Below are 26,338 nucleotides of genomic sequence, written 5' to 3' on the forward strand. Positions count from 1 at the left end.
GGATTATCCGTCGGGTCGGTTGGCGGATCGGTCGGATCGGTCGGCGGGTCCGTCGGCGGCTTGGTCGGCGGCTTCGTCGGCGAAGTGGTGGGCTTCGTCGGCTTGTCCGTCGGTTTCGTCGGCTCGGCCGTCGGCTCGGTGGGCTTGTCGCTCGGCCCGGTCGGGTCGTCCGACGGCGTGCCGGAGTCGTCCGGGTCAGCGCTGTCCGAGGCGTCGGGCGACTTGGAGGGGGAGGACGAGGGCTTGCCGCTGTCCCCCGGCGCGACGCTCCGCCCCGGGCCCGGCCTGGCCGTGGAGTCCTGCGCCGGCTCGTCGGCGGTCAGGCCGTCGCCGCCGCGTCCCTCCTCGGCGGACTGTTCCGACTTCACCTTGCCGCCCGGCGCCTGGTCATCCGGGCTGTCGGACATCGCGCCCAGCGTCACCACCGTGCCGAGCACGGCCGCGAGCAGCGCCCCCGCGCCCGCCGCGACCATGTTGCGGCGCGCTCCGGTGATCAGCAGCGCGCGCTTCCCGACACTGCCCGCGCCGGCTTTCCGGCCGGCCGCGGCCTTGCCGCCCTCGGTCCGGCCGGAGGCCGAGCCGTCCGCCCCGAGCCGGGTGACGACCGTGCCCTCGGACGGATCGAGCGGCGGGAAGGCGAAGGCGGCCGGTACGCCGCCGGGCGGCGACGCCGACTCCTCGTTGCGCGCGTCCGGCACCTCTTCGCCGACCGCGGCGGCGAGCGGCTCCTGGACGAAGCCGCCGGAGCGGTCCTCCACCAGGGCCAGCGCCCGCCGCCCCGCTATCGCCCCGCGCCGGTCCGCGAGCGCCCCACGCAACGCGATGGATGCCTCCAGCTCGGCGCGCGCCCGCTCCAGGTGTCCGGCGCACAGCGCCAGAACGCCCAACTCATGGTGGAAGTACGCCTCTTCGGCGACCTCGCCGGACAGCCTGGCGGCCTCCTGGCCGGACCGCAGGGCACGCTCCCAGGCGCTCCAGTGCAGCGCCGCCGCGAACGCGGGGGCTGCCGTGCGGGCCAGCAGCACGGCGGCGCTGGGGTGCCCCGCCGTCAGGTCGCCGGGCCGGCTCAGCAGCGCGCCCATCGCGGCGAGCACGGCGTCCGACTCGGCGGCTGCCCGCTCCGGTGTGACGGACGGGTGCCCGGCCCACCAGGCGTAGTGCTGGGCGGCGGCGCGTGCCCGCTCGCCCGCGTCGTCCGCGTACTCGGTGCCGGCCAGCTGGCCGGCGACGCCGGCCGCCAGCCGGTAGTGCGTGCCGACCGGGGTGACCAGGCCGCAGCCGAGCAGTTCGCCGAGCGCGGCGTCCGCGTGGGTGTCCCCGGCGAGCGCGGGCAGGTGCGCCTGGTGCGGGCACTCGCCGCCGAGCGCGACGGCGAAGCGCAGCGTGTCGCGGGCCGCCCCGGTGAGCCGGGAGGCCAGCAGCGCGGCGGGCGCGGCGCCCTCGGCGAGCGTGGGCAGCGGTACGTCGTGCGGGTCGCCCGCGTCGAAGGGCAGGTCGTACGGCTGGTCCGCGTAGACCCCGTCCTCGTCGAAGGTCTCCGGGTCGGCGCGCAGCTCGTCGCGCTGCCGCAGCAGCGCGGCGGCCTGGACGAAGCGCAGCGGCAGCCCTTCGGACTCGAACCACAGGTCGGCGGCCCAGCGCGCCTCGTCCTCGGCCAGCGGGCGGTGTGCGGCCCGCTCCAGCAGCTCCAGGCAGCCGGTCCGGCTGAGACCGGCGAGGAAGACCTCTTCGAGGTGCGAGTCGACGGAGGGCGGCGCGACCTCGGGGGTGGCCGAGATCAGGAAGGCGCACTCGGGCGTCGCGTCGAGCAGCTCTTCGAGGCCGCTGCCGCCGAATTCGAGGTCGTCCAGGACGACGACCGCGCCGATCCGGTGCAGCGTCTCCAGCAGCTGCGGCCGGTCGAGGCGGTGCAGCGGGGAGTCGAAGACGGCGGCGTGCAGCTCGTGCAGCAGGTCGGTGGGGGTGCGGTGGTAGCCGGACAGCCGGATGACGCCGTCCGGAGCGAGTCCGGCGCAGTCGGCGGCGAGGGCGTCGAGCAGCACGCTGCGCCCGGAGCCGGAGGGGCCGGTGAGGCGTACGGACCGGCCGCGGCCGAGCAGTCGCAGCAGCCGCTCGCGCTCTTCGCCGCGCTCCAGCAGTGGCAGCTCGGGGCCGGCCGGGCCCGGTGGCACCGGCGGGGCGGCGGCGCGGCGCCGTTCCTCGCGCGCCTCGGGGCTGTGCCGCTCGGGCTGCCGGGGCTGTCCGCCGGGCGGGCAGGGCTCTATCTCGCTGCCGTCGACCGGGTTGACGGTGAGCAGATAGTCGCCCGAGATGAGCTGGACCGTGCGGGCCGGGCCGCCCGGCGGGGTCTGCTGGCCGCCGTAGCCGGACGTCGCGGCTTCGTGCGCCTGGGGCGGACCGCCGCCGTCGCTCTCGCGGGCGGGGTGTCCCTGATCGCCGTATGCGTCAGGTCCCCGGTGGTTGTTCGGGTCCATGGTCAAAGCCCCCCAGATGCGTCGCGTGCCGTCGGCTCTCCCGGCCTGTGCGCACTCCCCAGCCTTCGGCCGGGGGCGCCCCCGGCCGTCGCTTCTGGTCTGGCGTCCACCGCGGGCTGTCGGCATACAGCGGGAACCGAACCCTAAACCTTCGCACAGTATCTACGAACAGGTGGGGGGTCGCGCTGTCCGGGACGTCACAGTCTTGTGAGGATCCCGGCGGAGGATCACGGCCGGGAATCGCGCAAAAGATCACGGCATACGTCCCGGGCCGGGCTCCCCCGCTCCGGCCCCGGGTCAGACCCGCGGCATCGCTTCGGCCTCCAGGCCGGCCCCCACGGCCAGGCCCCCTTCGATCGCCAGGATGCGGTGCAGCTTGGTGGCGACCAGCAGGCGCTGCATCCGGGCGGGTACGCCGCGCAGCACGAGCCGTCGGCCGGCCCGGCCCGCCCGGCGGTGCGCGCCCATGATCACGCCGAGGCCGGTGGCATCCCAGGAGTCCAGCTCGGTCAGGTCCAGCACGAGGTCGCCACGACCGGAGTCGATGGCGGTGTGCAGGACCGCTCGGGCGTCCGCCGCGCTCCGGACGTCGAGGCGGCCCCCGACGACCAGCTCGGCGTGCTCGCCCCTGATATACATACGCGCTCCCGTAGTCGGTGCCGGCTGCGTGATGCCGTCGTTGCGTCGGTGGGTCGCAAGCCGTCAAGCCGTCAAGTAACTGCCTTCACTCAACTGACTGCCCTCATGCGACAAAGTTGCCGTCCGTGAGCGAACCGATACCGAATTCACCCTCTCGGGTGAGCCGATGTCAGTGCTTGTAGAAGCCTTGTCCGCTCTTCCGACCGATGTCGCCCGCGTCGACCATCCGGCGCATGCTCTCCGGCGGTGCGAACTTCTCGTCCTGCGACTCGGTGTAGATGTTCTCGGTGGCATGCAGCAGGATGTCGACGCCCGTCAGGTCGGCCGTGGCCAACGGGCCCATCGCGTGGCCGAAGCCCAGCTTGCAGGCGATGTCGATGTCCTCGGCCGAGGCCACCCCGGACTCGTGCAGCTTGGCCGCCTCGACGACGAGCGCGGAGATCAGCCGGGTGGTCACGAAGCCGGCGACGTCGCGGTTGACGACGATGCAGGTCTTGCCGATGTCCTCGGCGAACGCGCGGGCGCTCGCGAGGGTTTCGTCACTCGTCTTGTAGCCGCGGACGAGTTCGCACAGCTGCATCATCGGGACGGGCGAGAAGAAGTGCGCGCCGACGACCCGCTCCGGCCGCCGGGTGGCCGCCGCGATCTTGGTGATCGGGATCGCGGAGGTGTTGGAGGCGAGTACCGCGTCGTCCTTCACCAGCCCGTCGAGTGTCCGGAAGATCTCCTGCTTGATCTCGACCTTCTCGAACACGGCCTCCACGACGATGTCGGCGTCGGCCGCGGCGTCCATGTCGGTGGTCGTGGTGATGCGGGCCAGCGCCTGCTCGGCGACGGCGGAGTCCAGCCTGCCCTTGGCGACGAACTTCGCGAACGACGCCTCGATGCCGTCCTTGCCGCGCCGCAGCGCCGCGTCGGTGACATCCCGCAGCACGACGTCCCAGCCCGCCTGGGCGGAGACCTGCGCGATACCGGACCCCATGAGTCCGGCTCCGATGACGGCGAGCTTCCTGGCCACTGCTTGTCCCCTTAAGCACCTGTGCGATTACGCCTCTTCGGCGGACCCTAGCGTCCGTGAGGGGACCGTTGGGCGCTAAGAGATGCGCGTCACGTCTCAGATGACGGACATCACACCGGACTGCCTCATTCGGCGGACCGCGTCGCGTAGTTGAGGACCTTTTCGCTGAGCAGCTCCTCCATCTGGTCCAGTTTGTCCAGCACGGCACGCGAAGCGGCGTTGACCCCGCGCCCCTCCCGGATCGCACAGTTGACGCCCCGGATGACGGCGTTCTGGAGCCAGCCGAGCTGCCCCGCGACGAGTTCGGGCATCGGGTCGTTCGTCACCCCGGTCAGCCGGTCGGCGCTCCTGATGGGCCGGGTGCTGTGCGAGGCGGTGGTGCTGCTCTCCGGCATCCTGCTCCCGATCACGGTCGGCCCCGGCCGGCTGGACGCGGTCTCGCACGCCATGCCGCTGCGCTACGTCGTGGACGCCATCCGCTCCGCGTTCGTGGGCGACTACGCGAGCGCGGCGATGCTCCAGGGCACGCTGGTCGCCCTCGCGCCGGCGGCTGTCTCCGTGACAGTCGGCACACGCGTCTTCCGCCGGGCCGGTGCGTAGCTACGCTCGACTCATGGTCAATCTGACGCGCATCTACACCCGCACCGGGGACACCGGCACCACCGCCCTCGGCGACATGAGCCGCACCGTGAAGACCGACTCGCGGATCTCCGCGTACGCCGACGCGAACGAGGCGAACGCCGCGATCGGCATGGCCCTCGCCCTCGGCTCGCTGCCGGAGGACATCGCCAAGGTCCTGCTCCGAGTGCAGAACGACCTGTTCGACGTGGGCGCGGACCTCGCCACCCCGGTGGCCGAGGCCCCCGAGTTCCCGCCGCTGCGCGTCGAGCAGTCGTACATCGACAAGCTGGAGGGCGACTGCGACCACTTCCTGGAGGACCTGGAGAAGCTGCGCAGCTTCATCCTCCCCGGCGGCACGGCGGGCGCGGCGCTGCTGCACCAGGCGTGCACGGTCGTCCGGCGCGCGGAGCGCTCCACCTGGGCGGCGCTGGAGGTGCACGCGGATGTCATGAACCCACTCACCGCGACGTACCTCAACCGCCTCTCCGACCTCCTGTTCATCCTGGCCCGCGCGGCCAACAAGGAGGTCGGGGACGTGCTTTGGGTTCCTGGCGGGGAGCGGTGAGCCTGGGGCGGCGGCCGACGCCCAGGCTGTCCTCAATCGCCGGACGGGCTAAAAATTTAGCCCGTCCGGCGATTGAGGACACCCGTCCACCAGCTGAGGACACCCACGCACCGGCGGACCCGGTCAACGGTCACCGCACTACAGCCCGATCCTCTTACGGGCTTCCGCGATCCGCTCGGCCGCGGAGGCCGCGGGCTTGTCGACCCAGGAGTCACGGCCGGAGCCCCGCTCCGGCCTCGGCCACACCGTGTAGCTGACCGCGATGACCAGCACGATCGCGCTCACGAGGCCCATCTTCGCCTGCCACCCCACCAGCGCCTCGGTCCGCTCCGGCGCGCCCACGTACCAGATCGCGATCTGTAGCAGCACGACGGCGATGGCCGCCATCAGTACCGTCCTGGCCGACTGCTTCCACTCGTGCTTCGCCCGCGCCATGCCGTACTTCGGCGGCTTGACGGGCTTGGGGCCGCCCGCGAACCGGTGCGCGAACCGCTGGTCCGCCCAATTCACCAGGTAGCGCCCGTAGGCGAGCGAGAAGCCGATGTAGACGGCGGCGAGGCCGTGCTTATGGTCGGCGGTCGCACCGTTCTTCAGGTCAATCGCCGTCACGATCAGCAGCAGCAACTCCAGCAGTGGCTCGCACATCAGCACCGCGGCGCCCGTGCGCGGCATCTTGAGCGGATAGCGCGCGCTCAGGCCGCCGACGAGCAGCACCCAGAAGCCCACCTCGCACACGATGATCATGGTGACGATCACGGGAATCTCCTTTCGATCCCCTTCAGCCTCGCCGCCGATCCGGCCCCGCGCGTCGTGCGGCCCGATGATCCGGCACTGCATCCTTCGATGTAGCGCGCCCCGCGCCGGCCGTCCCGCGAGCGGACGCCCGCCCGCCGCCGCCCGTGTTGTGATGGAGCCATGCCATCGCCGCGGCTCGGCCGCCCGCACCGGGACGACGTGCTCATCGCCGCCGCCGGGCTGCTCGGCGGACTGGCGCTGTGGGCGCTCGGCCTGGTCGGCTCGCCGGTCCAGTCGGGGCTGCCGAAGTCGCTCACCCTGGTGGCGCTGCTCGCCATGTCGGGGGCCGAGCTGCTGCGCCGTACCGCCCCCCGGCTCGGCCTGGCCATCGCGACCCTCGCGCTCACGCTGGACATCTGCACCGGCAGCCTGATCGCCACCGTCGTGATGTTCACCGACCTGATATACGCGGCCGTGCTCTACGGCAGCCCGGCCGCCGCCCGCCGCATCCCCCGCGTCAGCGTGCTGGTCACCGTGCTCGCGACCATCGTCCCGGTCGCGGTCTACCGGGATCCGCAGGCTCTGCTGATCGGCCTCGGCACCGCCCTGATCACCGTCGCCCCGGTCTGGACCGCGCTGATCATCCGGCAGCACCGGGAGACCGCGGAGGCCGAGCGGCTGCGCGCCGGGCAGACCGCGCTGCTCGCCGAGATGGACCGCCGCGAGGCGATCATCGCGGAGCGCACCCGGATGGCCCGCGAACTGCACGACATGGTCGCCAACCACCTCTCCGCGATCGCCATCCACTCCACCGCCGCGCTGTCCATCGGCGACCCGGCGGCCAGCCTGACGGCGCTGACCGTCATCCGTGAGAACAGCGTCCAGGGGCTGGCCGAAATGCGCCGCCTGATCGGCCTGCTGCGGCAGGCGGGCGACGACGAGGCGCCAGCCGTGGCTCCCGCCCTCGACGGCCTCGACGCGCTGCTCGACCTGGCCAGGACGAACGGCTCCGGCAGCGGCCTGAGCTTCACCCTGGAGGACGCCCGGACGGCCCCGGCCGCTGCCTCACCCGGCGCGCAGGACGCCCAGGAACCGGCCCCCCGGCTGCCCGCGCCGGTCGAGCTGGCCGCCTACCGCATCGTCCAGGAGTCGCTGACCAACGCGCTCAAGCACGCCGCGCCCGGCGAGGTGCGCGTACGGCTGGGGTTCGAGGCCGGGGGCGGCCGGCTCACCGTCCGGGTGCGCAGCCCGTACGGCGAGCGCCCCGGCCCCCGCGCGCCGGGCTCCGGCGCGGGGCTGGTCGGGATGGCGGAGCGGGTCGCGCTGCTGGGCGGCGAATTCGAGGCGGGCCCGGTCGGCTCCGGGCCGGACGGGACGGATTGGGGCGGGGCGGGCCCAGGCCCCACCGTCGCCGTCGCCGCCGACGATGGCGACGGCGACGGCGACGCGAAGATCTGGCAGGTGCGGGCCGCGCTGCCCGCCGAAGAGGGGACCAGGCGCACATGAGCATCCGGGTAGTCGTGGCCGAGGACCAGTCCGCCGTACGCGCCGGGCTGGTGCTGATCCTGGGCAGCGCGCAGCGCGACGGCGTGCACGACATCGAGGTGGTCGGAGAGGCCGCGGACGGCGAGCAGGCGGTCCGGCTCGCCCGCGAGCTGCGTCCCGATCTGGTGCTGATGGATGTGCAGATGCCGCGCCTGGACGGCGTCTCGGCCACCCGGCAGGTCGTCGCCGAGCAGTCGGCCGACGTCCTGGTCCTGACCACCTTCGACCTCGACGAGTACGTCTTCGGCGCGCTGCGCGCCGGAGCCGCCGGGTTTCTGCTCAAGGACAGCGACGCGGCCACCCTGATCGGGGCGGTACGGACAGTGGCGGCCGGCGAGGGCATGATCGCGCCCGCCGTGACCCGTCGGCTGATCGCCGAGTTCTCCCGGCCGCGCGGCGCTCGATCCGCACTGGAGCCGGACCTGACGGTGCTCGACGCGCTCACCCGGCGGGAGCGCGAAGTGCTGTCCTGCCTTGGTGAGGGGCACTCGAACGCGGAGATCGCGGTCAAGCTGGACATGGCGGAGGCGACCGTGAAGACGCACGTCAGCAGGCTGCTGGCCAAGCTGGAGCTGCGCAGCCGGGTCCAAGCGGCAGTGCTGGCGCAGGAGTTGGGGATCTGCGGCCGCTGAGCCGCGGCCCCGGACGCACCCCGGACACCCCGGACGCACCCTGCGGCGATCTGGTCCAGACCTATTGACCGGTGGTCCAGACCTCTTTACTCTCCCCCTACAACTTGCGGTGAGCGCGCTTCAACCCGGCGCGCTCGCCGGGCGGCGCAGGTTCCCCTGTTTTTTCGGATCGAGCTCGGGAGCTCCCTTGAGACCTGGAACCCTAAGACGCATACAAAGCACCAAGCGGTTCAGATCCAGAACCACCGCGGCGCTCATCGCCCTGCTGCTCCCCGTCGCCGCACTCGTCGTCATGGCCTCCCCCGCACAGGCCGCCGAGTCCGCGACCGCCACCTACACCAAGGTCTCCGACTGGGGCTCGGGCTTCGAAGGCAAGTGGACGGTCAAGAACACCGGCACCACCACGATCAACAGCTGGACCGTCGAGTGGGACTTCCCCTCCGGCACCACCGTCGGCTCCTTCTGGGACGCCTCGATCACCAGCTCCGGCGGCCACTCGACCGCCAAGAACCTCGGCTGGAACGGCACCCTCGCCCCCGGCGCAAGCGCCAGCTTCGGCTTCAACGGCGCCGGCAGCGGCAGCCCGAGCGGCTGCAAGCTGAACGGCGGCTCCTGCGACGGCGGCTCCACCCCCGGCGACAGCCCGCCGAGCGCCCCCGGCACCCCGGCCGCCAGTGACATCAAGGACACCTCGGTCAAGCTCTCCTGGACCGCGGCCACCGACGACAAGGGCGTCAAGAACTACGACGTGCTCCGCGACGGCGCCAAGGTCGCGACCGTCACCACGACCTCCTACACCGACACGGGCCTGAGCGCCGGCGGCGACTACAGCTACACGGTCAAGGCCCGCGACACCGCCGACCAGGTCGGCCCGTCCAGCGGCGCCCGAGCCGTGCACACCACCGGCGGCGGCGGGAACCCCGGGCCCGGCGACAAGGTCAAGCTCGGCTACTTCACCAACTGGGGCGTCTACGGGCGCAATTACCACGTCAAGAACCTGGTCACCAGCGGCTCCGCCGCCAAGCTGACGCACATCAACTACGCCTTCGGCAACGTCACCGGCGGCAAGTGCCAGATCGGCGACTCCTACGCCGACTACGACAAGGCGTACGACGCGGCGAGCAGCGTCGACGGCAAGGCCGACACCTGGGACCAGCCGCTGCGCGGCAGCTTCAACCAGCTGCGCAAGCTCAAGCAGCAGTACCCGAACATCAAGATCCTGTGGTCGTTCGGCGGCTGGACCTGGTCCGGCGGCTTCACCGAGGCCGTCAAGAACCCGGCCGCCTTCGCCGACTCCTGCTACAAGCTGGTCGAGGACCCGCGCTGGGCGGACGTCTTCGACGGCATCGACATCGACTGGGAGTACCCCAACGCCTGCGGCCTGAGCTGCGACACCAGCGGACCGGCCGCCTTCAAGAACATGATGCAGGCGATGCGGAGCAGGTTCGGCTCGAACAACCTGGTCACCGCCGCGATCACGGCCGACGGCTCGTCCGGCGGCAAGATCGACGCGACCGACTACGCCGGAGCGTCCCAGTACGCCGACTGGTACAACGTGATGACGTACGACTTCTTCGGCGCCTGGGCCGCACAGGGCCCGACCGCCCCGCACTCCCCGCTCCGGGCCTACGACGGCATCCCGCAGGCCGGCTTCAACTCGGACGCGGCGATCCAGAAACTCAAGACGCAGGGCGTCCCGGCGAACAAACAGCTGCTCGGCATCGGCTTCTACGGCCGCGGCTGGACCGGCGTCACCCAGAGCGCACCGGGCGGCACCGCCACCGGGCCGGCTCCGGGGACGTACGAGCAGGGCATCGAGGACTACAAGGTGCTCAAGACCCGCTGTCCGTCCACCGGCACCGTCGCGGGCACCGCGTACGCGCACTGCGGCAACCAGTGGTGGAGCTATGACACCCCGAGCACCATCGCCGGGAAGATGGGCTACGTGAAGTCCCAGGGCCTCAAGGGCTCATTCTTCTGGGAGTTCAGCGGCGACACCGCCAACGGCGAGCTGATCACCGCGATCGACAGCGGTCTCAAGTAGCACGAGCGACACGAAGCACGCACAGCGCGAGCGGCACGCGAGCAGCAGCACGCACCGCCGGCAGACCGCCGGGGAGACGGACCGCCCCCGTCTCCCCGGCACTCGGCTGTCACGGGACACGCGGTTGTACGGGCTGTGCGCGTGCGGCCGGCGGCCAGTGCGGGAGGGGCGCTACGCCACGTTCACCCGCTGGCCCGGCGGGGCCGCTTCCAGCCAGGCGAGGAACCCGGTCAGCGCGTCATCGCTCATCGCCAGTTCCAGCCGGGTGCCGCGGTGCCGACAGGTGAGCACGACCGCGTCGGAGAGCAGCGCGAGCTCCTCCTCCCCCTGCGGCGTGCGGCGCTCGACGACCTCGATGGAGGCGCGCTCCAGCGCACGGCGCGGCCGGGGGGCGTACGAGAAGACCCGGAACCACTCGATCCGGTCACTGTTGTACCGCGCGACGCCGTACACCCAGCCCTTGCCGCCGGGCTCCGGCTCCGGGTCGGCGACGTTCCAGCGCAGGCTGCAGTCGAACGTGCCGCCGGACCGCTGGATCAGCCGTCTGCGCAGACCGAAGACGAAGAGCCCCAGCAGTACGAGCAATACGACCGCGCCGCTCACATACAGAGCGAGGATCATCTCCACCGACCTCCTCGCCTCGGGTATGGGACTTCCCCATACCAACACACTGCCACCCGCATCGCCTCAGCCGCGGACCACCCTGGAGATTTCCAGTGCGGTCCGCGGCTGATGGCCGTTCCTGTCGGTTCCGGGCTCAGTGCACGCCCGTCACCGCTCGCAGCCGGACGTCCGCGCGGCGCTCGGCCGCGGCGTCCGTGTCCGACTTGGCACGCTCGAGCGCACGCTCGGCACGCTGGACGTCGATCTCGTCGGAAAGCTCCGCGATCTCGGCCAGCAGGGAAAGCTTGTTGTCGGCGAACGACAGGAAACCGCCGTGCACCGCGGCGACCACGGTTCCCTCGCCGCTCTCACCGGTCGTACGGATCGTCACCGGGCCGGACTCCAGCACGCCGAGCAGCGGCTGGTGCCCCGGCATGACGCCGATGTCGCCCGATGACGTGCGCGCGACGACCAAGGAGGCTTCGCCCGACCAGACCTTGCGGTCGGCGGCGACCAACTCGACGTGCAGCTCAGCCACGATGGCTCCTCGGGTCTCCACCCGCCGTGAAGCGGGAGTCCAGAAAAACAACTGGGGTGGAAAGAATAACGGGCGGGCGGTTCAGGGGCGGGCGGGCCCGCCCCTGAACCGCTTCGAGCACGAGGCTCAGGAAACGCCGAGGTTCTTGGCGTTCGCCTTCAGGTCCTCGATGCCACCGCACATGAAGAACGCCTGCTCCGGGAAGTGGTCGTACTCCCCGTCAGCGATGGAGTTGAACGCGACGATGGACTCGTCGAGCGGCACATCGGAACCGTCGAGACCGGTGAACTGCTTCGCCGCGTGGGTGTTCTGCGACAGGAAGCGCTCGATGCGACGGGCACGGTGGACGACGAGCTTGTCGTCCTCGCCCAGCTCGTCGATACCGAGGATCGCGATGATGTCCTGGAGGTCCTTGTACTTCTGCAGGATGCCCTTGACGCGGCTGGCCGTGTCGTAGTGGTCCTGCGCGATGTAGCGCGGGTCCAGGATGCGGGACGTCGAGTCCAGCGGGTCGACCGCCGGGTAGATGCCCTTCTCCGAGATCGGACGCGACAGCGAGGTCGTCGCGTCCAAGTGCGCGAAGGTCGTCGCCGGGGCCGGGTCGGTCAGGTCGTCCGCCGGCACGTAGATCGCCTGCATCGAGGTGATCGAGTGACCGCGGGTCGAGGTGATGCGCTCCTGGAGCACACCCATCTCGTCCGCCAGGGTCGGCTGGTAGCCCACCGCGGACGGCATGCGGCCGAGCAGCGTGGAGACCTCGGAGCCGGCCTGGGTGAAGCGGAAGATGTTGTCGATGAAGAGCAGCACATCCTGCTTCTGAACATCGCGGAAGTACTCCGCCATGGTCACCGCGGACAGCGCGACCCGAAGACGGGTGCCCGGGGGCTCGTCCATCTGGCCGAAGATCAGGGCGGTCTTCTCGAGAACGCCCGATTCCTTCATCTCTTCGATGAGGTCGTTGCCCTCACGGGTGCGCTCGCCGACACCGGCGAACACGGAAACGCCGTCGTGCAGCTTCGCCACACGCATGATCATTTCCTGGATGAGGACGGTCTTGCCGACGCCCGCACCGCCGAACAGACCGATCTTGCCGCCCTTGACGTACGGGGTCAGCAGGTCGACGACCTTCAGGCCGGTCTCGAACATCTCGGTCTTGGACTCGAGCTGGTCGAAGGCCGGAGCCTTGCGGTGGATCGGCCAGCGCTCGGTGATCTGAGCTTCGGCCTCCGGCTCGTTCAGGATCTTGCCAAGGGTGTTGAACACCTTGCCCTTGGTGATGTCGCCGACGGGCACCGTGATGCCCTGGCCGGTGTCGGTCACCGGGGCCTGGCGGACCAGACCGTCGGTGGGCTGCATCGAGATCGCACGGACCACGCCGTCGCCCAGGTGCAGGGCGACTTCGAGGGTCAGCGTCTTGAGGGCGCCGTCCTCGGCGGGGTCGGCTACCTCGACGTGCAGCGCGTTGTAGAGCTCCGGCATCGCGTCGACGGGGAACTCCACGTCGACGACCGGGCCGATGACCCGCGCGACGCGGCCGGTGGCCACGCCGGTTGGAGCAGCCGTCTCAACAGTGGTGGTCATATGTCTAGTCACTCCCCGCGGAGGCGTCGGCCAGGGCGCTAGAGCCACCGACGATCTCGCTGATTTCCTGGGTGATTTCGGCCTGTCGGGCCGCGTTGGCAAGCCGCGAGAGCGACTTGATGAGATCTCCGGCGTTGTCGGTCGCGGACTTCATCGCGCGGCGGCGGGCGGCGTGCTCGGAAGCAGCCGACTGCAGCAACGCGTTGTAGATCCGGCTCTCGACGTATCGCGGCAGCAGGGCGTCGAGCACGCCCTCCGCCGACGGCTCGAAGTCGAACAGCGGCAGAATTTCGCCGCTCTTGGCCGGCTTCTCGCCCTCGGCCGCGGCCTCGGCCGGCTGGTCGAAGCTGAGCGGCAGCAGCCGCTTGTCGACCGGCAGCTGCGTCATCATCGAGACGAACTCGGTGAAGACGATGTACAGCTCGTCCACGCCGCCGTCGGCCGTGTCCTGCTGGACAGCCGCGATCAGCGGGCCGGCGATCGCCTTGGCGTCCGCGTAGCTCGGGCTGTCGGTGAAACCGGTCCACGACTCCACGACCTTGCGCTCGCGGAAACCGTAGTAGGCGACACCCTTGCGGCCGACGATGTACGAGTCGACCTCCTTGCCGTCCGCGCGCAGCCGCTCGATGAGCTGGTCCGCCGCCTTGATGGCGTTCGAGGAGTATCCGCCGGCCAGACCGCGGTCGCTCGTGACGAGCAGGACCGCGGACCGGGTCGGCTTCTCGACCTCGGTGGTCAGGGCGTGCTTGGTATGGGAACCGGTCGCGACCGCCGTCACCGCGCGGGTGAGTTCGGTCGCGTACGGTGCCGACGCCGTCACCTTGCGCTGTGCCTTGACGATGCGCGAGGCGGCGATCATCTCCATCGCCTTGGTGATCTTCTTGGTCGAGGTGACGGAGCGGATACGGCGCTTATAGACCCGGAGCTGGGCTCCCATGGATCAGGTCCTTTCCGTCGTCGTCACTTCGAGGCGCCGGCCGGAGCGTCGTCGCCGAGAAGCTGGCCGTCCGAGGTCTCGAACTGCAGCTTGAAGGTGGCGACGGCGTCGGTCAGCGCCTGAATGGTGTCGTCGGACATCTTGCCGCCCTCGACAATGCTGTTCATCAGACCCTTGTGCTCGCGCCCCAGGTAGTCCAGGAGCTCGCGCTCGAAGCGTCGGATGTCCTCGACCGGCACATCGTCCATCTTGCCGGTGGTGCCGGCCCAGATGGAGACGACCTGCTTCTCGGTCGAGTACGGCGCGTACTGGCCCTGCTTGAGCAGCTCCACCATGCGCTTGCCGCGCTCCAGCGACGCCTTCGAGGCCGCGTCCAGGTCGGAACCGAAGGCGGCGAACGCCTCCAGCTCACGGTACTGGGCGAGGTCCATGCGCAGTCGGCCGGAAACCTGCTTCATGGCCTTGTGCTGCGCGGAGCCACCGACACGCGAGACCGAGATGCCGACGTTCAGCGCGGGCTTGACGCCCGAGTTGAACAGGTCGGACTCCAGGAAGCACTGGCCGTCGGTGATCGAGATGACGTTGGTCGGAATGAACGCCGACACGTCGTTCGCCTTGGTCTCGACGATCGGCAGACCGGTCATCGAACCGGAACCGAGCTCGTCGCCGAGCTTCGCGCAGCGCTCCAGCAGACGCGAGTGCAGGTAGAAGACGTCACCCGGGTACGCCTCGCGTCCCGGCGGACGACGCAGCAGCAGGGACACGGCGCGGTAGGCGTCGGCCTGCTTCGAGAGGTCGTCGAAGACGATCAGGACGTGCTTGCCCTGGTACATCCAGTGCTGGCCGATGGCCGAACCGGTGTACGGGGCGAGGTACTTGAAGCCGGCCGGGTCGGATGCCGGAGCCGCGACGATCGTCGTGTACTCCAGGGCGCCCGCCTCCTCCAGCGCACCGCGAACGGACGCGATGGTGGAGCCCTTCTGGCCGATGGCGACGTAGATGCAGCGAACCTGCTTCTTCGGGTCGCCGGAACGCCAGTTGTCGCGCTGGTTGATGATCGTGTCGACGGCCAGGGCGGTCTTGCCCGTCTGGCGGTCGCCGATGATCAGCTGTCGCTGGCCGCGGCCGATCGGGGTCATCGCGTCGACGGCCTTGAGGCCCGTCTCCATCGGCTCGTGCACCGACTTACGCACCATGACGCCCGGGGCCTGCAGCTCAAGGGCGCGACGGCCGTCGGTCTCGATCTCGCCGAGTCCGTCGATCGGGGCACCGAGCGGGTCGACGACGCGACCCAGGTAGCCCTCGCCCACGGCGACGGAGAGGACTTCACCGGTGCGCCGCACCGGCTGACCCTCTTCGATGCCGCTGAACTCGCCGAGGATGACCGCGCCGATCTCGCGCTCTTCCAGGTTCAGGGCGAGACCCAGGGTCCCGTCCTCGAACTTCAGCAGCTCGTTCGCCATCGCGGAGGGAAGACCCTCCACCTTGGCGATTCCGTCGCCGGCCACGCTGACCGTACCGACCTCCTCGCGCGAGGCCGCGTCCGGCTTGTACGCCTGGACGAAGGTCTCCAGTGCGTCCCGGATCTCCTCCGGCCGGATCGTGAGCTCCGCCATCTGGGTTCCCTGCTCTCCTTGTTGGGCCCGAAGTCTTTTGCTGCTGGCCTCCCGGGGGACTCCCCCGGGATATCGCAGCGGCTACGGCCCAACTGGGCCGTCTTCCGTACTTTTAAGCGTTGAAGCTTTAGGCGTGTTGAGTTGGGCTGGTCAGCCGGTCATCCGTCGGGCCGCCCCGTCGAGGCGGTCCGCGATGGTGCCGTTGATGACCTCGTCGCCGACCCGCACCGTGGTCCCGCCGAGGACCTCGGGGTCCACGTCGAGGTTCAGGTGCACCTGCCGGCCGTACAGCTTCGCCAGAGCGGCGCCGAGGCGCTGCTTCTGCTGGTCGCTGAGCGGCACCGCGGACGACACCACCGCGACCATCCGGTCCCGGCGCTCCGCGGCCAGCTTGGAGAGGGCTTCGAGCCCCGGTTCCAGGCTACGTCCCCGCGGCTGTGCCACAAGGCGCACCACAAGGCGCTCGGTCGTCGCCTCGGCGCGGCCGCCCAGCAGGCTGCGCAGCAGCTCCGTCTTGGCCGCGTCGTCCGCACGCCGGTCGGTCAGTGCCGCCCTCAGGTCCGGGTTGGACGCGACGATCCGGCCGAACCGGAACACCTCGTCCTCCACGTTGTCGAGGACGCCCGCCCGCTGCGCGGCGACGAGATCGGCGGAGTTCGCCAGCTCCTCGACCGCGTCCACGAGGTCGCGCGAGCGCGACCAGCGGGACCGGACCATGCCGGACACCAGATCGACGGCTTCGCCGCCCACCTGGCCGCCCAGCAGTCGCCCGGCCAGCTCGGCCTTGGCCTCGCTCGGCTGCGACGGGTCGGTGAGGACCCGTCGCAGCGACACCTCGTGGTCGAGCAGAGCGGTGACAGCCGCCAGCTCCGCGGCGAGCTCCGCCACGTCGACGGACGTGTTGTCCGTCAGCGCGTCGAGACCCTCACGCGCGGAGGCGAGCGCCTCGCGACTCGCTCCGTTCATCGGCCGGCCTCTGCCTTCGTCGCGCTGTCCTCAAGTCCGTCGAGGAAGCGGTCGATGGTGCGGCTCTGCCGGGCGTGATCATCGAGCGACTCGCCGACGATCTTGCCGGCCAGGTCGACGGCGAGCTTGCCGACGTCCTGACGCAGCGAGTGCGCGGCCTGCTTGCGGTCGGCCTCGATCTGGGTGTGCCCGGCAGCGATGATTTCCTCACGCTGCCGCTGACCCTCCGCGCGCATCTCAACGATGAGCGCGGCACCCTGCTCCTGCGCCTCCTGGCGCAGGCGAGCGGCCTCGTGGCGGGCGTCAGCAAGCTGAGCCCGGTAGTCCTCGAGAACCTGCTGAGCCTCGGCCTGGGTGGCCTCGGCCTTCTCCATGCCGCCTTCGATGGCCGCGCGACGCTCGTCCAGAACCTTGTTGATGTTCGGAAGGAGCTTCTTCGCGAGGAAGAAGAAGACGATAGCGAAGGCGACCAGGCCGATGACCAGCTCTGGGATCGGCGGGATGAGGGGGTTTTCCTTCCCCTCCGCCATCAGTACCAGGGCGTTCACATCAATGCCTTTCTTCGAAAACGGTCAGTACTTCGCGATCACGTGCCGTAGACGAACGGCATGACCAGACCGATGAGGGCGAGCGCCTCACAGAAGGCGAAGCCGAGGATCTGGTTCTGCCGGATCAGGCCGGCGGCCTCGGGCTGGCGGGCCAGCGCCTGGGTGCCGTTACCGAAGACGATTCCGACGCCGATGCCGGGGCCGATGGCTGCGAGGCCGTAGCCGATCGAGCCGAGGGAGCCGGAGACACCCTTGCCTGCGGCGAGGTTGACCATTTCGAGAGCAGCGGACATGCCGTTACTTCCTTCTCTGTCACGGACCGATGGGGGTTGTCCACCGGACGTCATTTGGGCTGGGTAGGCGGGGCGCTCAGTGGGGCTCGGCGAGCGCGCCCTGCACGTAGTTGGTCGCCAGCAGTACGAAGACGTACGCCTGGACAGCCTGGATGAACAGCTCGAAGGCGGTCATCACGATCGTCAGGACGAACGAGACACCGGCGTAAGCGATACCGATGCCGTTCAGCAGGTACCAGCTGGCGATGGTGAACATCAGGATCAGCAGGTGACCGGCGAACATGTTCGCGAAGAGTCGGACCGCGTGGGTGAAGGGCCGCACGAGCACGTTCGAGAAGAACTCGATGAACATCGCCAGCGGAAGAACAGGGCCCAGCGACTTGTCGTAGCCGGTGATGTTCTTCAGGCCGCCGATGAAGCCGTGCTTCGAGAACGTCAGGTACATCCAGAGGACGTAGACGATCAGGGCGAGCACCACCGGGAAGGCGATGATCGACGTCACCGGGAACTGAGCGATCGGAATGATCGACCAGAGGTTCATGATCCACACGAAGAAGAACAGCGAGACCATGAGCGGGACGTACTTCTCGCCCTGCTTCTTGCCGAGGGCTTCGTAGACGATTCCGCGGCGAACGAAGTCGTAACCCGCCTCGCCGATCATCTGGACCTTGCCCGGCACCACCTTCGCCTTGCCGAACGCCACCCAGAAGAAGACGACGACGACAACCGTGGTCAGCAGAGCCAACAGCATCGGCTTGTTGAACTCGAAGCCGCCGACGGTGGCAATCGGCTTGAAGAGGAACGAGTGGAGGCCCGGGGCCTCAAAGCCGCACCCAGAGAAGATGTGGCAATCGGTCTCGAAGGCGAGCATTTGGTCAGCACTCACCGCGAGCTCCTTCAGCGTGGCGCATAGGTACGGCAACCTCGTTGTGTCGGCGCGGCACGGAGCCGCGGGTCGGCACTGGACTGGTTATACGGATAGGGGGGCGGCTGGTCGGCGCTGAGCCGAACGACCTGGCAGGCAGCAGCTGCATGGCCTGCCGATACGGTCCCGGGGAACTCAGGAACTCAGCCGCCCGCGCCCGCTGTGCCGCAGTTGGCACCGGACGATAGCAGGCGCTCGAGCACGCTTTTATCCCGGGCCTACACATCACGCCGTCGAGCCGTTGGCCGCAGGCGCGTTCACGTCGGCGGATTCAGGTTCCACGTACAAGATCTTGGCCTTCATATACGCACGTGCCTGGCACCCGATCCACACCAGGGTCGTCGCGAGAAGTGTGAACGCGAACGCCTTTGGGTTGAAGAGTGTCGTGTCCTTGAAGACCGCGAGAAAGACCGCCATCAGCAGGATCTGCGTCGTGTAGAGCAGGAGCCCCATCATCTGGAACAGATGCGGCAACGAGCTGGCGGTGCGTTGGAGCACGACCATCCCCAGGCCCATGAACAGGATCACGACGACTGTGCCGAAGACCGCGCCGATCGCCCCTTCGCCGCCCGCGAGTGCACCGCCGATTGCAACGGCGACGGCGCCGGCAACGGCAGCCGGCACTACGCAACTCAGGAGCATTCGGGCGTCGTTGGACTGCATAAGGGGTCTCCGGCGGGAGTCGGAAGCAGGGGTCGTCGGGGACGAGCGTATCCCCGGGAGCGAAGAGGACTTAGCGACGAAGGACCATCGCACTACGGTCCTTCGGCTCTTTCACCGGGTTTCGTGAACGATATCACAAACTATTTGATGAGGTCTTTACCTACAAAGTGTGCTGCCCGTCACACGTGCGGGCTAAAAGCCGAGAGCCGAACTGACTGGTTGGCAGATGTCTGCTATGTGGCCAACTGCACCAAAATCAGTGGTGGGTGTTGCTCTTGGGCCCATCGGCGAAGCGCGGGTGCCGGCCGATGGCGGTCGCCCCGTGCGGCCCGGCCGGCACCGGCTCCCGTTCAGCGGCTCCGTCACCTTCCGCGGCCTCGGCGCCTTCCGCGGCCTCGGCGCCTTCCGCCCCTTCGGACGCCTCCGGCACCGGGACGTCGGACTCCTCGGCGCGTGCCCGCCGCCGGTACCGCGGCGGCACCAAGTGCTGCGCCCAGAGCGGCACCCGCGGGGTGAAGCGGGGCAGCAGCAGCAGGAGGAGGCCCACCGCGCTGAGCGCGACGACGAGCAGGACGATCCAGACGCTGGCCGAGTTGACCGAGTAGGCCACCGCGCCGAAGGCGATGAGCGCCGACCAGAAATACATGATCAGGACGGCCCGGCTGTGCGAGTGGCCGATCTCCAGGAGGCGGTGGTGCAGGTGGCCGCGGTCCGCGACGAAGGGGGACTGGCCGTTCCAGGTGCGCCTGACGATGGCGAGGACCAGGTCCGCGACCGGGACGATCAGCACCGTGAGGGGCAGCAGGAGTGGAATGTAGACCGGGACCGTCGCGTGCACGGCCTCCGTCTGGCCGCCGGCGAACAGGGCCATCGCGTCCGGGTCCACCTGGCCGGTGATCGAGATGGCGCCCGCGGCCAGTACCAGGCCGATCAGCATGGATCCGGAGTCGCCCATGAAGATGCGGGCCGGATGCATGTTGTGCGGCAGGAAGCCGAGGCACATGCCCATCAGGATCGCGGCGAAGAGCGTCGCGGGCGCCGCCGCTTCGATGCCGTAGCCGTACCAGATGCGGTAGGCGTACATGAAGAAGGCCGCCGCGGCGATGCAGACCATGCCGGAAGCGAGTCCGTCGAGTCCGTCCACGAAGTTGACGGCGTTGATGGTGATGACGACCAGCGCGACCGTCAACAGCGTGCCCTGCATGGGGGTCACCGAGACGGAGCCGACGCCGGGCACCGGGATCCACAGGATCGTCAGACCCTGGAGCACCATCACACCGGCGGCGATCATCTGCCCGCCGAGCTTGATCAGCGCGTCGACGCCCCACTTGTCGTCCAGCACCCCGAGCAGCCAGATCACGGCGGCACCGGAGAGCAACGCCCTTGGTTCGGCGGAGAGTTCGAAGACGCCCTTGAGGTTCGGCAGGTGCGCGGCCACCAGCAGCCCGGCGCACAGGCCGCCGAACATCGCCACGCCGCCGAGTCGCGGAGTGGGTTCCCGGTGCACATCGCGCGCCCGGATCTCCGGCATCGCGCCGGCCACGATGGCGAACTTCCGCGCCGGCCCGGTCAACAGATAGGTGACCGCGGCCGTGACGCAGAGCGCCATCAGGTACTCACGCACAGGCACTCCCGATCCGACTCACTCGACTCGCAGGACGCCCCCGGCCTCGGTGTACGGAGCCCCGCCGATGCGCGTCAGAGACGGAAATCCTGCCCGCCGCCGCTGAAAGGCGGCACTACAGGGGGCTCCTCGCAGGGAGTCTAGCGGCATCACCGCACTTGATTGGTTCCGGTATTGGATCACCGGGCGCCTCGCGGCGCCGTGGCGGAGCGTCGTCAGGGGGCCGGGTAGGGCGGGAACCGCCGCACCAGATCGGCGACTTCCGAGCGCACCTTGCCGTCCTCGCGCAGCGCACCGCCGAGCAGCACCCCGATCCGCGCCATCTCGGCCTGCCCCATCCCCTGGGTGGTCAGCGCCGCGCTGCCGAGCCGGACGCCGGTGGTGCAGCCGGGGGGTCCGGTTCCGTACGGCAGCGCGCAGGTGTCGAGCACCATGCCGGCGGCGGTGCACCGGCCACGGGCGGTGCGTCCGTCGAGGCCGAGCGCGGCCACGTCGGCGGTGATCATGTGAGTGTCGGTGCCGCCCGTGGTGATCGTCAGGCCCTCGGCTTCGAGGGCGGCCGCGAGCACCCGGGCGTTGCAGACCACCTGACGGGCGTAGCCCGCGAAGGCGGGGGTGGCGGCCTCACCGAAGGCGACGGCCTTGGCGGCGATGGCGTGCATCTGGGCGCCGCCCTGGGTGAACGGGAAGACCGCCCGGTCGATCCGGCCGGCGAGGTCCGCCCCGCACAGCAGGAGGCCGCCGCGCGGGCCGCGCAGCACCTTGTGGGTGGTGGCGCAGACCACGTCGGCGTACGGGACCGGGCTGGGGGCCGCTCCCCCGGCGATCAGGCCGAGCGGGTGCGCCGCGTCCGCGATGAAGTACGCCCCGACCTCGTCGGCGATCTCCCGGAAGGCGGCGTAGTCGGGGTGCCGGGGGTACGAGATGGAGCCGCAGACGATGGCCTTGGGCCGGTGCTCATGGGCCAGCGCGCGGACCTGGTCGTAGTCGATCAGGCCGGTGGCGCGGTCCACCCCGTAGCCGACGAAGTCGAACCAGCGGCCGGAGAAGTTCGCCGGGGAGCCGTGCGTGAGGTGGCCGCCCTGCGGCAGCGCCATCGCCAGCACGGTGTCGCCGGGGCGCAGCAGGGCCGCGTACGCGGCGAGGACGGCCGAGGATCCGGAGTGCGGCTGGACGTTGGCGTGTTCGGCGCCGAACAGGGCTTTGGCCCGTTCGACGGCGATGCGCTCGGCGAGGTCGACGAGCTCGCAGCCGCCGTGGTGGCGGGCGCCGGGGTAGCCCTCGGCGTATTTGTTGGCGAGCGGGGACCCGAGGGCGGCCAGCACGGCGGGCGAGGTGAAGTTCTCGGCCGCGATGAGCTGGAGGCCGTTGCTCTGCCGTTCCAGCTCGGCGAGCAGGATTCCCGACAGCTCGGGGTCCTGTCTGCGCAGCGCGTCGAAATCGGGGCCCCGGTAGGGGGACGCGGCTGCGGCTGCCGGCGTGCCCTCGGGCGCGGCAGCGCGCTCCGACGCGGGCACGGGGGCGGTATCGGCCGCGGGGGCTGGAGCGGCTTTTGTCACGGGCATCGCGGGCTCCCCGGGTGAGGTGGATCTCACTTGCCACTGTAGGCGCGCCGACGCGGGAATGCCCTGTGTGAGGGGGGCCGGGCGGGGCGAACGGGCCGGGGCGGCCGGGCCCGCCCTTACCGGCTGCCCGCCGCTGCGCGCGTACCCCTGTCCACACCCCCGCTGAAGGGTTCCGCTCAGCAGCGGTGCGCCGGGGCCGGGCGGCCGGTGAGGGCGGTGATGACCGGGTCGAGGGCCGTGTTGATCTCGGCGCCGACGCTGCGGAAGTAGGTGATCGGGGCGCCGTACGGGTCGTAGACCTCGTCGGCGTCCGGGCTGGGGGCGAGCAGCCAGCCGCGCAGCGCCGCCGCGGCCCGTACCAGCACGCGGGCGCGGTCGACCACGCCGCCGGCCGAGTCGGGGTCGGGCAGCGTCGCGGGGTCTATGGCCCGTACCAGCCGGGTGAACTCCTTGAGCGTGAAGGTGCGCAGTCCCGCCGAGTGGCCCATCGAGATCACCTGGGCGCGGTGGTCGCGGGTCGCGGTCAGTACGAGGTCGGCACGGATGACGTGCTCGTCGAGCAGCTCGCGGCCGAGAAAGCCGGCCGGGTCCGCGCCGAAGTCGGTGAGCACGGTCGCCGCGTGGGCCTCCATCGGAGCCCCTTCGTGGCCCCAGGTGCCCGCGCTCTCGACGATGAGGCCTTCGGTGCTCTCTATGCCGAGAGCCTGGGTGGAGCCGCCGAGGCGGTCCGCGAAGCCGTGCCGGGTCAGCCGCTCGGTGATCGGTGAGCGGCAGACGTTGCCGGTGCTGACGTGGAGGATGCGGAAGGTTTCGGGGCCGCCCGTGCGGTCGCTGTCGCCGTCCGCTATGCCACGCCCCAAGGGGGCGATCACTGTGCTTGTCCCCCGTTGTTCGCTTCGCTCATGGCGACACCTCGATGTCGGGTACGACCTCCCGCAGCTGCTCGACACTGATGGCGCCCGCGCGCAGCAGCATCGGCACCTTGCCGGTGACGTCGACGATCGAGGAGGGTACGGCGGCGGGCGTGGGCCCGCCGTCGAGGTAAACGGAGACGGAGTCGCCCAGCATGTCCTGGGCCGCGTCGCAGTCCTGCGGGGACGGGTGTCCGGTGAGGTTGGCGCTGGAGACGGCCATCGGCCCGAACTCGGTCAGCAGCTCGATGGCGACCGGGTGCAGCGGCATCCGTACGGCGACGGTGCCACGGGTCTCCCCGAGGTCCCAGGTCAGCGACGGCTGGTGCTTGGCGACCAGGGTGAGCGCGCCAGGCCAGAAGGCGTCGACCAGCTCCCACGCCTGCTCGGAGAAGTCGGTGACCAGGCCGTGCAGCGTGTTCGGGGAGCCGACGAGGATGGGCGAGGGCATGCCCCGGCCACGGCCCTTGGCCGCCAGGAGGTCGCCGACGGCCTCCGCGCTGAACGCGTCCGCACCGATGCCGTAGACGGTGTCGGTGGGCAGCACGACCAGCTCGCCGCGGCGGACGGCGGAAGCGGCTTCGCGCAGACCGGTAGCGCGGTCGGTCGCGTCGCTGCAGTCGTATCGCCGGGCCATCTAGCGGACCTCCTCGGACGGAGCCGGATACCTCGGGCGCGGGGCCGATGCCGGCTGATGTGATGCGTGGGGGCGGTGGGCTGTCACGGCTGTCTCAGCCGTCACAGCCCACACAGCTGTCGTCAATTTCATGGCCGTCACGGCTGTCTCGGCGGTCTCGGCGGTCTCGGCGGTCTCGGCGGTCTCGGCGGTCATGGTCGTCATGGCATTGCCCTGCGCGCCGTCGCGAACCGGGGCCGGTTGTTCAGGTCGGGGTGGTCGGCTGCGTCGGCCCAGCCCCGCTCCTCGGTGAAGATCCACGGGACCTGGCCGCCCTGGGTGTCCGCGTGCTCGATGACGACGACGCCTCCGGGACGCAGCAGCCGGTGGGCGGTGCGCTCGATGCCGCGGATCGTGTCCAGGCCGTCCTCGCCGGAGAAGAGCGCGAGCTCGGGGTCGTGGTCGCGGGCCTCGGGGGCGACGTACTCCCATTCGGTCAGTGGGATGTACGGCGGGTTGCTGACGACCAGGTCCACCTGGCCGTCGAGCTCGGGCAGCGCGGTCAGCGCGTTCCCGTGGTGCAGAACGACGCGGGACCCCTCGACGTTCTTCCGGGCCCACAGCAGGGCGCCCTCGTCCAGCTCCACGGCGTGCACGCGCGAGCGCGGCACTTCCTGCGCGAGCGCGAGGGCGATGGCCGCCGAGCCGGTGCACAGGTCGACGATCAGCGGTTCGACGACGTCCATGGCCCGTACCGCGTCTATGGCCCAGCCGACGACGGATTCCGTCTCGGGGCGGGGCACGAAGACGCCGGGGCCGACCTGGAGCTCCAGGTAGCGGAAGAAGGCGCGCCCGGTGATGTGCTGGAGGGGTTCGCGGGCCTCGCGGCGCGCGATCGTCTCCCAGTAGCGGGCGTCGAACTCGGTGTCCGCGACGCCGTGCAGCTCTCCACGCTTGACGCCGTGCACGAATGCGGCGAGCTCCTCCGCGTCGAAACGCGGTGAGGGCACGCCGGCGTCGGCCAGCCGCTGGGTGGCCTGGGCCACCTCGGCGAGCAGCAGGTTCATCCGGTTCCTCCGGCTAACGGCGTACGGGGCGGCTGACTGGGCGAGTGACGGGGACGGGGACGGGCTGACTCTAGCGACGTCCCGCGGCCGACGGGAGCCGCGTTCTCGGACGGCTCAGTGGGCCGCGGCGAGCTTGGCCGCGGAGTCGGCGTCGACGCACGCCTGGATGACCGGGTCGAGCTCTCCGTCGAGCACCTGGTCCAAGTTGTACGCCTTGAAGCCCACGCGGTGGTCGGAGATCCGGTTTTCCGCGTAGTTGTAGGTGCGCACGCGCTCGGAGCGGTCCACGGTACGGACCTGGCTGCGGCGGGCGTCCGACGCTTCCTTCTCGGCCTCTTCCTGGAGGGCGGCCAGCAGCCGGGAGCGCATGATGCGCATGGCCTGCTCCTTGTTCTGGAGCTGGCTCTTCTCGTTCTGGCAGGAGACGACGATGCCGGTGGGCAGGTGGGTGATGCGCACCGCGGAGTCGGTGGTGTTGACGGACTGGCCGCCGGGTCCCGACGAGCGGTAGACATCGATCCGCAGGTCGTTGGGGCCGATCTCGACCTCGACCTCCTCGGCCTCGGGGGTGACCAGCACGCCGGCCGCCGAGGTGTGGATGCGGCCCTGGGACTCGGTCGCGGGCACCCGCTGGACGCGGTGCACCCCGCCCTCGTACTTGAGCCGCGCCCAGACGCCCTGGCCGGGCTCGGTCGCGCCGTTGCCGCCCTTGGTCTTCACCGCGACCTGGACGTCCTTGTAGCCGCCGAGGTCGGACTCGTTCGCTTCGAGGATCTCGGTCTTCCAGCCGACGCGCTCGGCGTAGCGCAGGTACATCCGCAGCAGGTCGCCGGCGAACAGGGCCGACTCCTCGCCGCCCTCGCCCGCCTTGACCTCGAGGATGACGTCCTTGTCGTCGCTGGGGTCGCGCGGGACGAGCAGCACCCGGAGCAGTTCGGTGAACTCCTCGCGCTGCTTCTCCAGGCTCTTGGCCTCGGCCATGAACTCGGGCTCCTCGGCGGCGAGCTCGCGGGCCGTCTCGATGTCGTCCCCGTACTGCTTCCAGGTGCGGTACGCGCCGACGATCGGGGTCAGCTCGGCGTAACGCTTGTTGAGTCGCTTCGCTTCCCGCTGGTCACCGTGGACCGCGGGGTCGGCGAGCCGCTTTTCGAGGTCGGCATGTTCGCCGATCAGTTCCTCGACCGCCTCGAACATCGGAAGCTCCTGGGATGGGTGTGGGAGTGTTACCGGCCGGTACGACGACAAAGCGCCGGTCCGGTCACCCCCGGGTGAGGGGCGACCGATGACCGGCGCTTTCGGGTCGCTACTTCTGGGCGGACCCGGCAGCGGCCTTGCCGAAGCGGGCCTCGAAGCGGGCCACGCGGCCACCGGTGTCGAGAATCTTCTGCTTGCCCGTGTAGAACGGGTGGCACTCGGAGCACACGTCGGTACGGATCGAACCGTCGGCGACGGTGCTGAAGGTGGTGAACGCCGCGCCACAGGTACAGCTGACCTGGGTCTCGACGTAATTGGGGTGGATGTCGCGCTTCAAGGGAGCTCCTAGATTCGGGAGGGCGCCGGGTCGTAGAGGCGGGGTTGCCTTACGTGAACCGGGACCAGCGGTCCAGTCTGC

At 70.2% G+C, this 26,338-nt stretch carries 26 protein-coding genes and 1 pseudogene; 5 read left to right on the forward strand and 22 right to left on the reverse strand.

Features of this window, described 5'->3' with window-relative positions:
• The 4 genes from QMK28_RS10410 to QMK28_RS10425 all read right to left on the reverse strand — a co-directional run.
• Positions 1 to 2,474 (reverse strand): ATP-binding protein (locus tag QMK28_RS10410; RefSeq protein ID WP_326436781.1); only part of this gene is annotated, 2,474 nt, incomplete at its 3' end.
• 297 nt (positions 2,475 to 2,771) lie between these two features.
• The gene (locus QMK28_RS10415; protein WP_326436782.1) at positions 2,772 to 3,113 is read right to left on the reverse strand and encodes an STAS domain-containing protein; all 342 of its coding nucleotides are present in this window, start codon (positions 3,111 to 3,113) and stop codon (positions 2,772 to 2,774) included.
• Positions 3,114 to 3,282: 169 nt separating this feature from the next.
• Entirely contained in the window at positions 3,283 to 4,131 is an 849-nt protein-coding gene (locus QMK28_RS10420) for a 3-hydroxyacyl-CoA dehydrogenase family protein (protein ID WP_326436783.1), read from the reverse strand.
• A gap of 125 nt (positions 4,132 to 4,256) precedes the next feature.
• Positions 4,257 to 4,526, reverse strand: coding sequence for a hypothetical protein (locus tag QMK28_RS10425; RefSeq protein WP_326436784.1), 270 nt, complete (start codon positions 4,524 to 4,526; stop codon positions 4,257 to 4,259).
• On the opposite strand from QMK28_RS10425, the pseudogene QMK28_RS10430 reads away from it, so the two are divergent.
• Together QMK28_RS10430 and QMK28_RS10435 are read left to right on the forward strand one after the other, a co-directional pair.
• A pseudogene (locus QMK28_RS10430) lies at positions 4,510 to 4,731 on the forward strand (ABC transporter permease); the annotation flags it as partial. The gene QMK28_RS10425 and the pseudogene QMK28_RS10430 sit on opposite strands and share 17 nt — an antisense overlap.
• Positions 4,732 to 4,744: 13 nt before the next feature.
• Positions 4,745 to 5,317, forward strand: a complete 573-nt coding sequence (locus QMK28_RS10435; protein WP_326436785.1) for a cob(I)yrinic acid a,c-diamide adenosyltransferase — start codon at positions 4,745 to 4,747, stop codon at positions 5,315 to 5,317.
• A 138-nt stretch (positions 5,318 to 5,455) separates the two neighbouring features.
• Here the strand turns inward: QMK28_RS10435 and QMK28_RS10440 are convergent, their stop codons facing one another.
• Positions 5,456 to 6,073 carry a hypothetical protein gene (locus QMK28_RS10440; RefSeq protein WP_326436786.1) on the reverse strand — a complete coding sequence of 206 codons (618 nt, stop codon included), beginning with the start codon at positions 6,071 to 6,073 and terminating at the stop codon, positions 5,456 to 5,458.
• Positions 6,074 to 6,232: 159 nt separating this feature from the next.
• Between QMK28_RS10440 and QMK28_RS10445 the strand changes: the two genes are divergently transcribed.
• From QMK28_RS10445 to QMK28_RS10455, 3 genes are all read left to right on the forward strand, one after another.
• Positions 6,233 to 7,558 carry a sensor histidine kinase gene (locus QMK28_RS10445; protein WP_326436787.1) on the forward strand — a complete coding sequence of 442 codons (1,326 nt, stop codon included), beginning with the start codon at positions 6,233 to 6,235 and terminating at the stop codon, positions 7,556 to 7,558.
• The gene (locus QMK28_RS10450; protein WP_326436788.1) at positions 7,555 to 8,229 is read left to right on the forward strand and encodes a response regulator transcription factor; all 675 of its coding nucleotides are present in this window, start codon (positions 7,555 to 7,557) and stop codon (positions 8,227 to 8,229) included. The genes QMK28_RS10445 and QMK28_RS10450 overlap by 4 nt, the downstream gene beginning before the upstream one ends.
• Before the next feature lie 187 nt (positions 8,230 to 8,416).
• Positions 8,417 to 10,273, forward strand: coding sequence for a glycoside hydrolase family 18 chitinase (locus tag QMK28_RS10455; protein WP_326436789.1), 1,857 nt, complete (start codon positions 8,417 to 8,419; stop codon positions 10,271 to 10,273).
• A 171-nt stretch (positions 10,274 to 10,444) separates the two neighbouring features.
• Here QMK28_RS10455 and QMK28_RS10460 read toward each other — a convergent pair whose 3' ends face one another.
• The 17 genes from QMK28_RS10460 to rpmE all read right to left on the reverse strand — a co-directional run bounded on the left by QMK28_RS10460 (position 10,445) and on the right by rpmE (position 26,257).
• Positions 10,445 to 10,894, reverse strand: a complete 450-nt coding sequence (locus tag QMK28_RS10460) for a DUF2550 domain-containing protein (RefSeq protein ID WP_326436790.1) — start codon at positions 10,892 to 10,894, stop codon at positions 10,445 to 10,447.
• A gap of 136 nt (positions 10,895 to 11,030) precedes the next feature.
• Complete coding sequence (locus QMK28_RS10465; protein ID WP_326436791.1) at positions 11,031 to 11,414, reverse strand: F0F1 ATP synthase subunit epsilon; 384 nt, start codon at positions 11,412 to 11,414, stop codon at positions 11,031 to 11,033.
• A 126-nt stretch (positions 11,415 to 11,540) separates the two neighbouring features.
• Positions 11,541 to 12,995 (reverse strand): F0F1 ATP synthase subunit beta, encoded by a 1,455-nt coding sequence (atpD, locus tag QMK28_RS10470; RefSeq protein WP_326436792.1) that lies wholly within the window; start codon positions 12,993 to 12,995, stop codon positions 11,541 to 11,543.
• Positions 12,996 to 12,999: 4 nt separating this feature from the next.
• Entirely contained in the window at positions 13,000 to 13,932 is a 933-nt protein-coding gene (locus QMK28_RS10475; protein ID WP_326436793.1) for a F0F1 ATP synthase subunit gamma, read from the reverse strand.
• 23 nt (positions 13,933 to 13,955) lie between these two features.
• Positions 13,956 to 15,548 (reverse strand): F0F1 ATP synthase subunit alpha, encoded by a 1,593-nt coding sequence (gene atpA, locus QMK28_RS10480; RefSeq protein WP_326436794.1) that lies wholly within the window; start codon positions 15,546 to 15,548, stop codon positions 13,956 to 13,958.
• 150 nt (positions 15,549 to 15,698) lie between these two features.
• Positions 15,699 to 16,514, reverse strand: a complete 816-nt coding sequence (locus QMK28_RS10485; RefSeq protein ID WP_326436795.1) for a F0F1 ATP synthase subunit delta — start codon at positions 16,512 to 16,514, stop codon at positions 15,699 to 15,701.
• Positions 16,511 to 17,062 (reverse strand): F0F1 ATP synthase subunit B, encoded by a 552-nt coding sequence (locus tag QMK28_RS10490; protein ID WP_326436796.1) that lies wholly within the window; start codon positions 17,060 to 17,062, stop codon positions 16,511 to 16,513. Before QMK28_RS10490 ends, QMK28_RS10485 begins: the two co-directional genes overlap by 4 nt.
• A gap of 38 nt (positions 17,063 to 17,100) precedes the next feature.
• Complete coding sequence (gene atpE, locus QMK28_RS10495) at positions 17,101 to 17,355, reverse strand: ATP synthase F0 subunit C (RefSeq protein WP_326436797.1); 255 nt, start codon at positions 17,353 to 17,355, stop codon at positions 17,101 to 17,103.
• 76 nt (positions 17,356 to 17,431) lie between these two features.
• Positions 17,432 to 18,226 (reverse strand): F0F1 ATP synthase subunit A, encoded by a 795-nt coding sequence (gene atpB / locus QMK28_RS10500; RefSeq protein WP_326436847.1) that lies wholly within the window; start codon positions 18,224 to 18,226, stop codon positions 17,432 to 17,434.
• Positions 18,227 to 18,505: 279 nt separating this feature from the next.
• The gene (locus tag QMK28_RS10505) at positions 18,506 to 18,943 is read right to left on the reverse strand and encodes a hypothetical protein (protein WP_326436798.1); all 438 of its coding nucleotides are present in this window, start codon (positions 18,941 to 18,943) and stop codon (positions 18,506 to 18,508) included.
• A gap of 256 nt (positions 18,944 to 19,199) precedes the next feature.
• Positions 19,200 to 20,567 (reverse strand): MraY family glycosyltransferase, encoded by a 1,368-nt coding sequence (locus QMK28_RS10510; protein WP_326436799.1) that lies wholly within the window; start codon positions 20,565 to 20,567, stop codon positions 19,200 to 19,202.
• A 215-nt stretch (positions 20,568 to 20,782) separates the two neighbouring features.
• Positions 20,783 to 22,132, reverse strand: a complete 1,350-nt coding sequence (gene glyA / locus QMK28_RS10515; RefSeq protein ID WP_326436800.1) for a serine hydroxymethyltransferase — start codon at positions 22,130 to 22,132, stop codon at positions 20,783 to 20,785.
• Positions 22,133 to 22,308: 176 nt separating this feature from the next.
• On the reverse strand, positions 22,309 to 23,004 hold the full coding sequence (locus tag QMK28_RS10520) for an arsenate reductase/protein-tyrosine-phosphatase family protein (RefSeq protein WP_443050637.1): 696 nt from the start codon (positions 23,002 to 23,004) through the stop codon (positions 22,309 to 22,311).
• Between the two features lie 28 nt (positions 23,005 to 23,032).
• Positions 23,033 to 23,680: an L-threonylcarbamoyladenylate synthase gene (locus tag QMK28_RS10525; RefSeq protein ID WP_326436801.1), complete on the reverse strand. Its 648-nt coding sequence runs from the start codon at positions 23,678 to 23,680 to the stop codon at positions 23,033 to 23,035.
• 200 nt (positions 23,681 to 23,880) lie between these two features.
• Positions 23,881 to 24,726 carry a peptide chain release factor N(5)-glutamine methyltransferase gene (gene prmC, locus QMK28_RS10530; protein WP_326436802.1) on the reverse strand — a complete coding sequence of 282 codons (846 nt, stop codon included), beginning with the start codon at positions 24,724 to 24,726 and terminating at the stop codon, positions 23,881 to 23,883.
• A gap of 114 nt (positions 24,727 to 24,840) precedes the next feature.
• On the reverse strand, positions 24,841 to 25,920 hold the full coding sequence (gene prfA, locus QMK28_RS10535) for a peptide chain release factor 1 (protein WP_326436803.1): 1,080 nt from the start codon (positions 25,918 to 25,920) through the stop codon (positions 24,841 to 24,843).
• A 109-nt stretch (positions 25,921 to 26,029) separates the two neighbouring features.
• Positions 26,030 to 26,257: a 50S ribosomal protein L31 gene (rpmE, locus tag QMK28_RS10540; RefSeq protein ID WP_326436804.1), complete on the reverse strand. Its 228-nt coding sequence runs from the start codon at positions 26,255 to 26,257 to the stop codon at positions 26,030 to 26,032.
• Between the last annotated feature and the right edge of the window lie 81 nt (positions 26,258 to 26,338).

This window comes from Streptomyces sp. H27-D2 (genome assembly GCF_035828615.1).
Taxonomy (GTDB): domain Bacteria; phylum Actinomycetota; class Actinomycetes; order Streptomycetales; family Streptomycetaceae; genus Streptomyces.

Bases quoted from the DNA above. Each gene is read 5' to 3' on its own strand.
- QMK28_RS10415 (WP_326436782.1), bottom strand. From the start codon at position 3,113: ATGTATATCAGGGGCGAGCACGCCGAGCTGGTCGTCGGGGGCCGCCTC.
- QMK28_RS10425 (WP_326436784.1), bottom strand. From the start codon at position 4,526: ATGCCGGAGAGCAGCACCACCGCCTCGCACAGCACCCGGCCCATCAGG.
- QMK28_RS10435 (WP_326436785.1), top strand. From the start codon at position 4,745: ATGGTCAATCTGACGCGCATCTACACCCGCACCGGGGACACCGGCACC.
- QMK28_RS10445 (WP_326436787.1), top strand. From the start codon at position 6,233: ATGCCATCGCCGCGGCTCGGCCGCCCGCACCGGGACGACGTGCTCATC.
- QMK28_RS10450 (WP_326436788.1), top strand. From the start codon at position 7,555: ATGAGCATCCGGGTAGTCGTGGCCGAGGACCAGTCCGCCGTACGCGCC.
- QMK28_RS10460 (WP_326436790.1), bottom strand. From the start codon at position 10,894: ATGATCCTCGCTCTGTATGTGAGCGGCGCGGTCGTATTGCTCGTACTG.
- atpD (WP_326436792.1), bottom strand. From the start codon at position 12,995: ATGACCACCACTGTTGAGACGGCTGCTCCAACCGGCGTGGCCACCGGC.
- QMK28_RS10475 (WP_326436793.1), bottom strand. From the start codon at position 13,932: ATGGGAGCCCAGCTCCGGGTCTATAAGCGCCGTATCCGCTCCGTCACC.
- atpA (WP_326436794.1), bottom strand. From the start codon at position 15,548: ATGGCGGAGCTCACGATCCGGCCGGAGGAGATCCGGGACGCACTGGAG.
- QMK28_RS10485 (WP_326436795.1), bottom strand. From the start codon at position 16,514: ATGAACGGAGCGAGTCGCGAGGCGCTCGCCTCCGCGCGTGAGGGTCTC.
- atpE (WP_326436797.1), bottom strand. From the start codon at position 17,355: ATGTCCGCTGCTCTCGAAATGGTCAACCTCGCCGCAGGCAAGGGTGTC.
- atpB (WP_326436847.1), bottom strand. From the start codon at position 18,226: ATGCTCGCCTTCGAGACCGATTGCCACATCTTCTCTGGGTGCGGCTTT.
- QMK28_RS10505 (WP_326436798.1), bottom strand. From the start codon at position 18,943: ATGCAGTCCAACGACGCCCGAATGCTCCTGAGTTGCGTAGTGCCGGCT.
- glyA (WP_326436800.1), bottom strand. From the start codon at position 22,132: ATGCCCGTGACAAAAGCCGCTCCAGCCCCCGCGGCCGATACCGCCCCC.
- QMK28_RS10525 (WP_326436801.1), bottom strand. From the start codon at position 23,680: ATGGCCCGGCGATACGACTGCAGCGACGCGACCGACCGCGCTACCGGT.
- prmC (WP_326436802.1), bottom strand. From the start codon at position 24,726: ATGAACCTGCTGCTCGCCGAGGTGGCCCAGGCCACCCAGCGGCTGGCC.
- prfA (WP_326436803.1), bottom strand. From the start codon at position 25,920: ATGTTCGAGGCGGTCGAGGAACTGATCGGCGAACATGCCGACCTCGAA.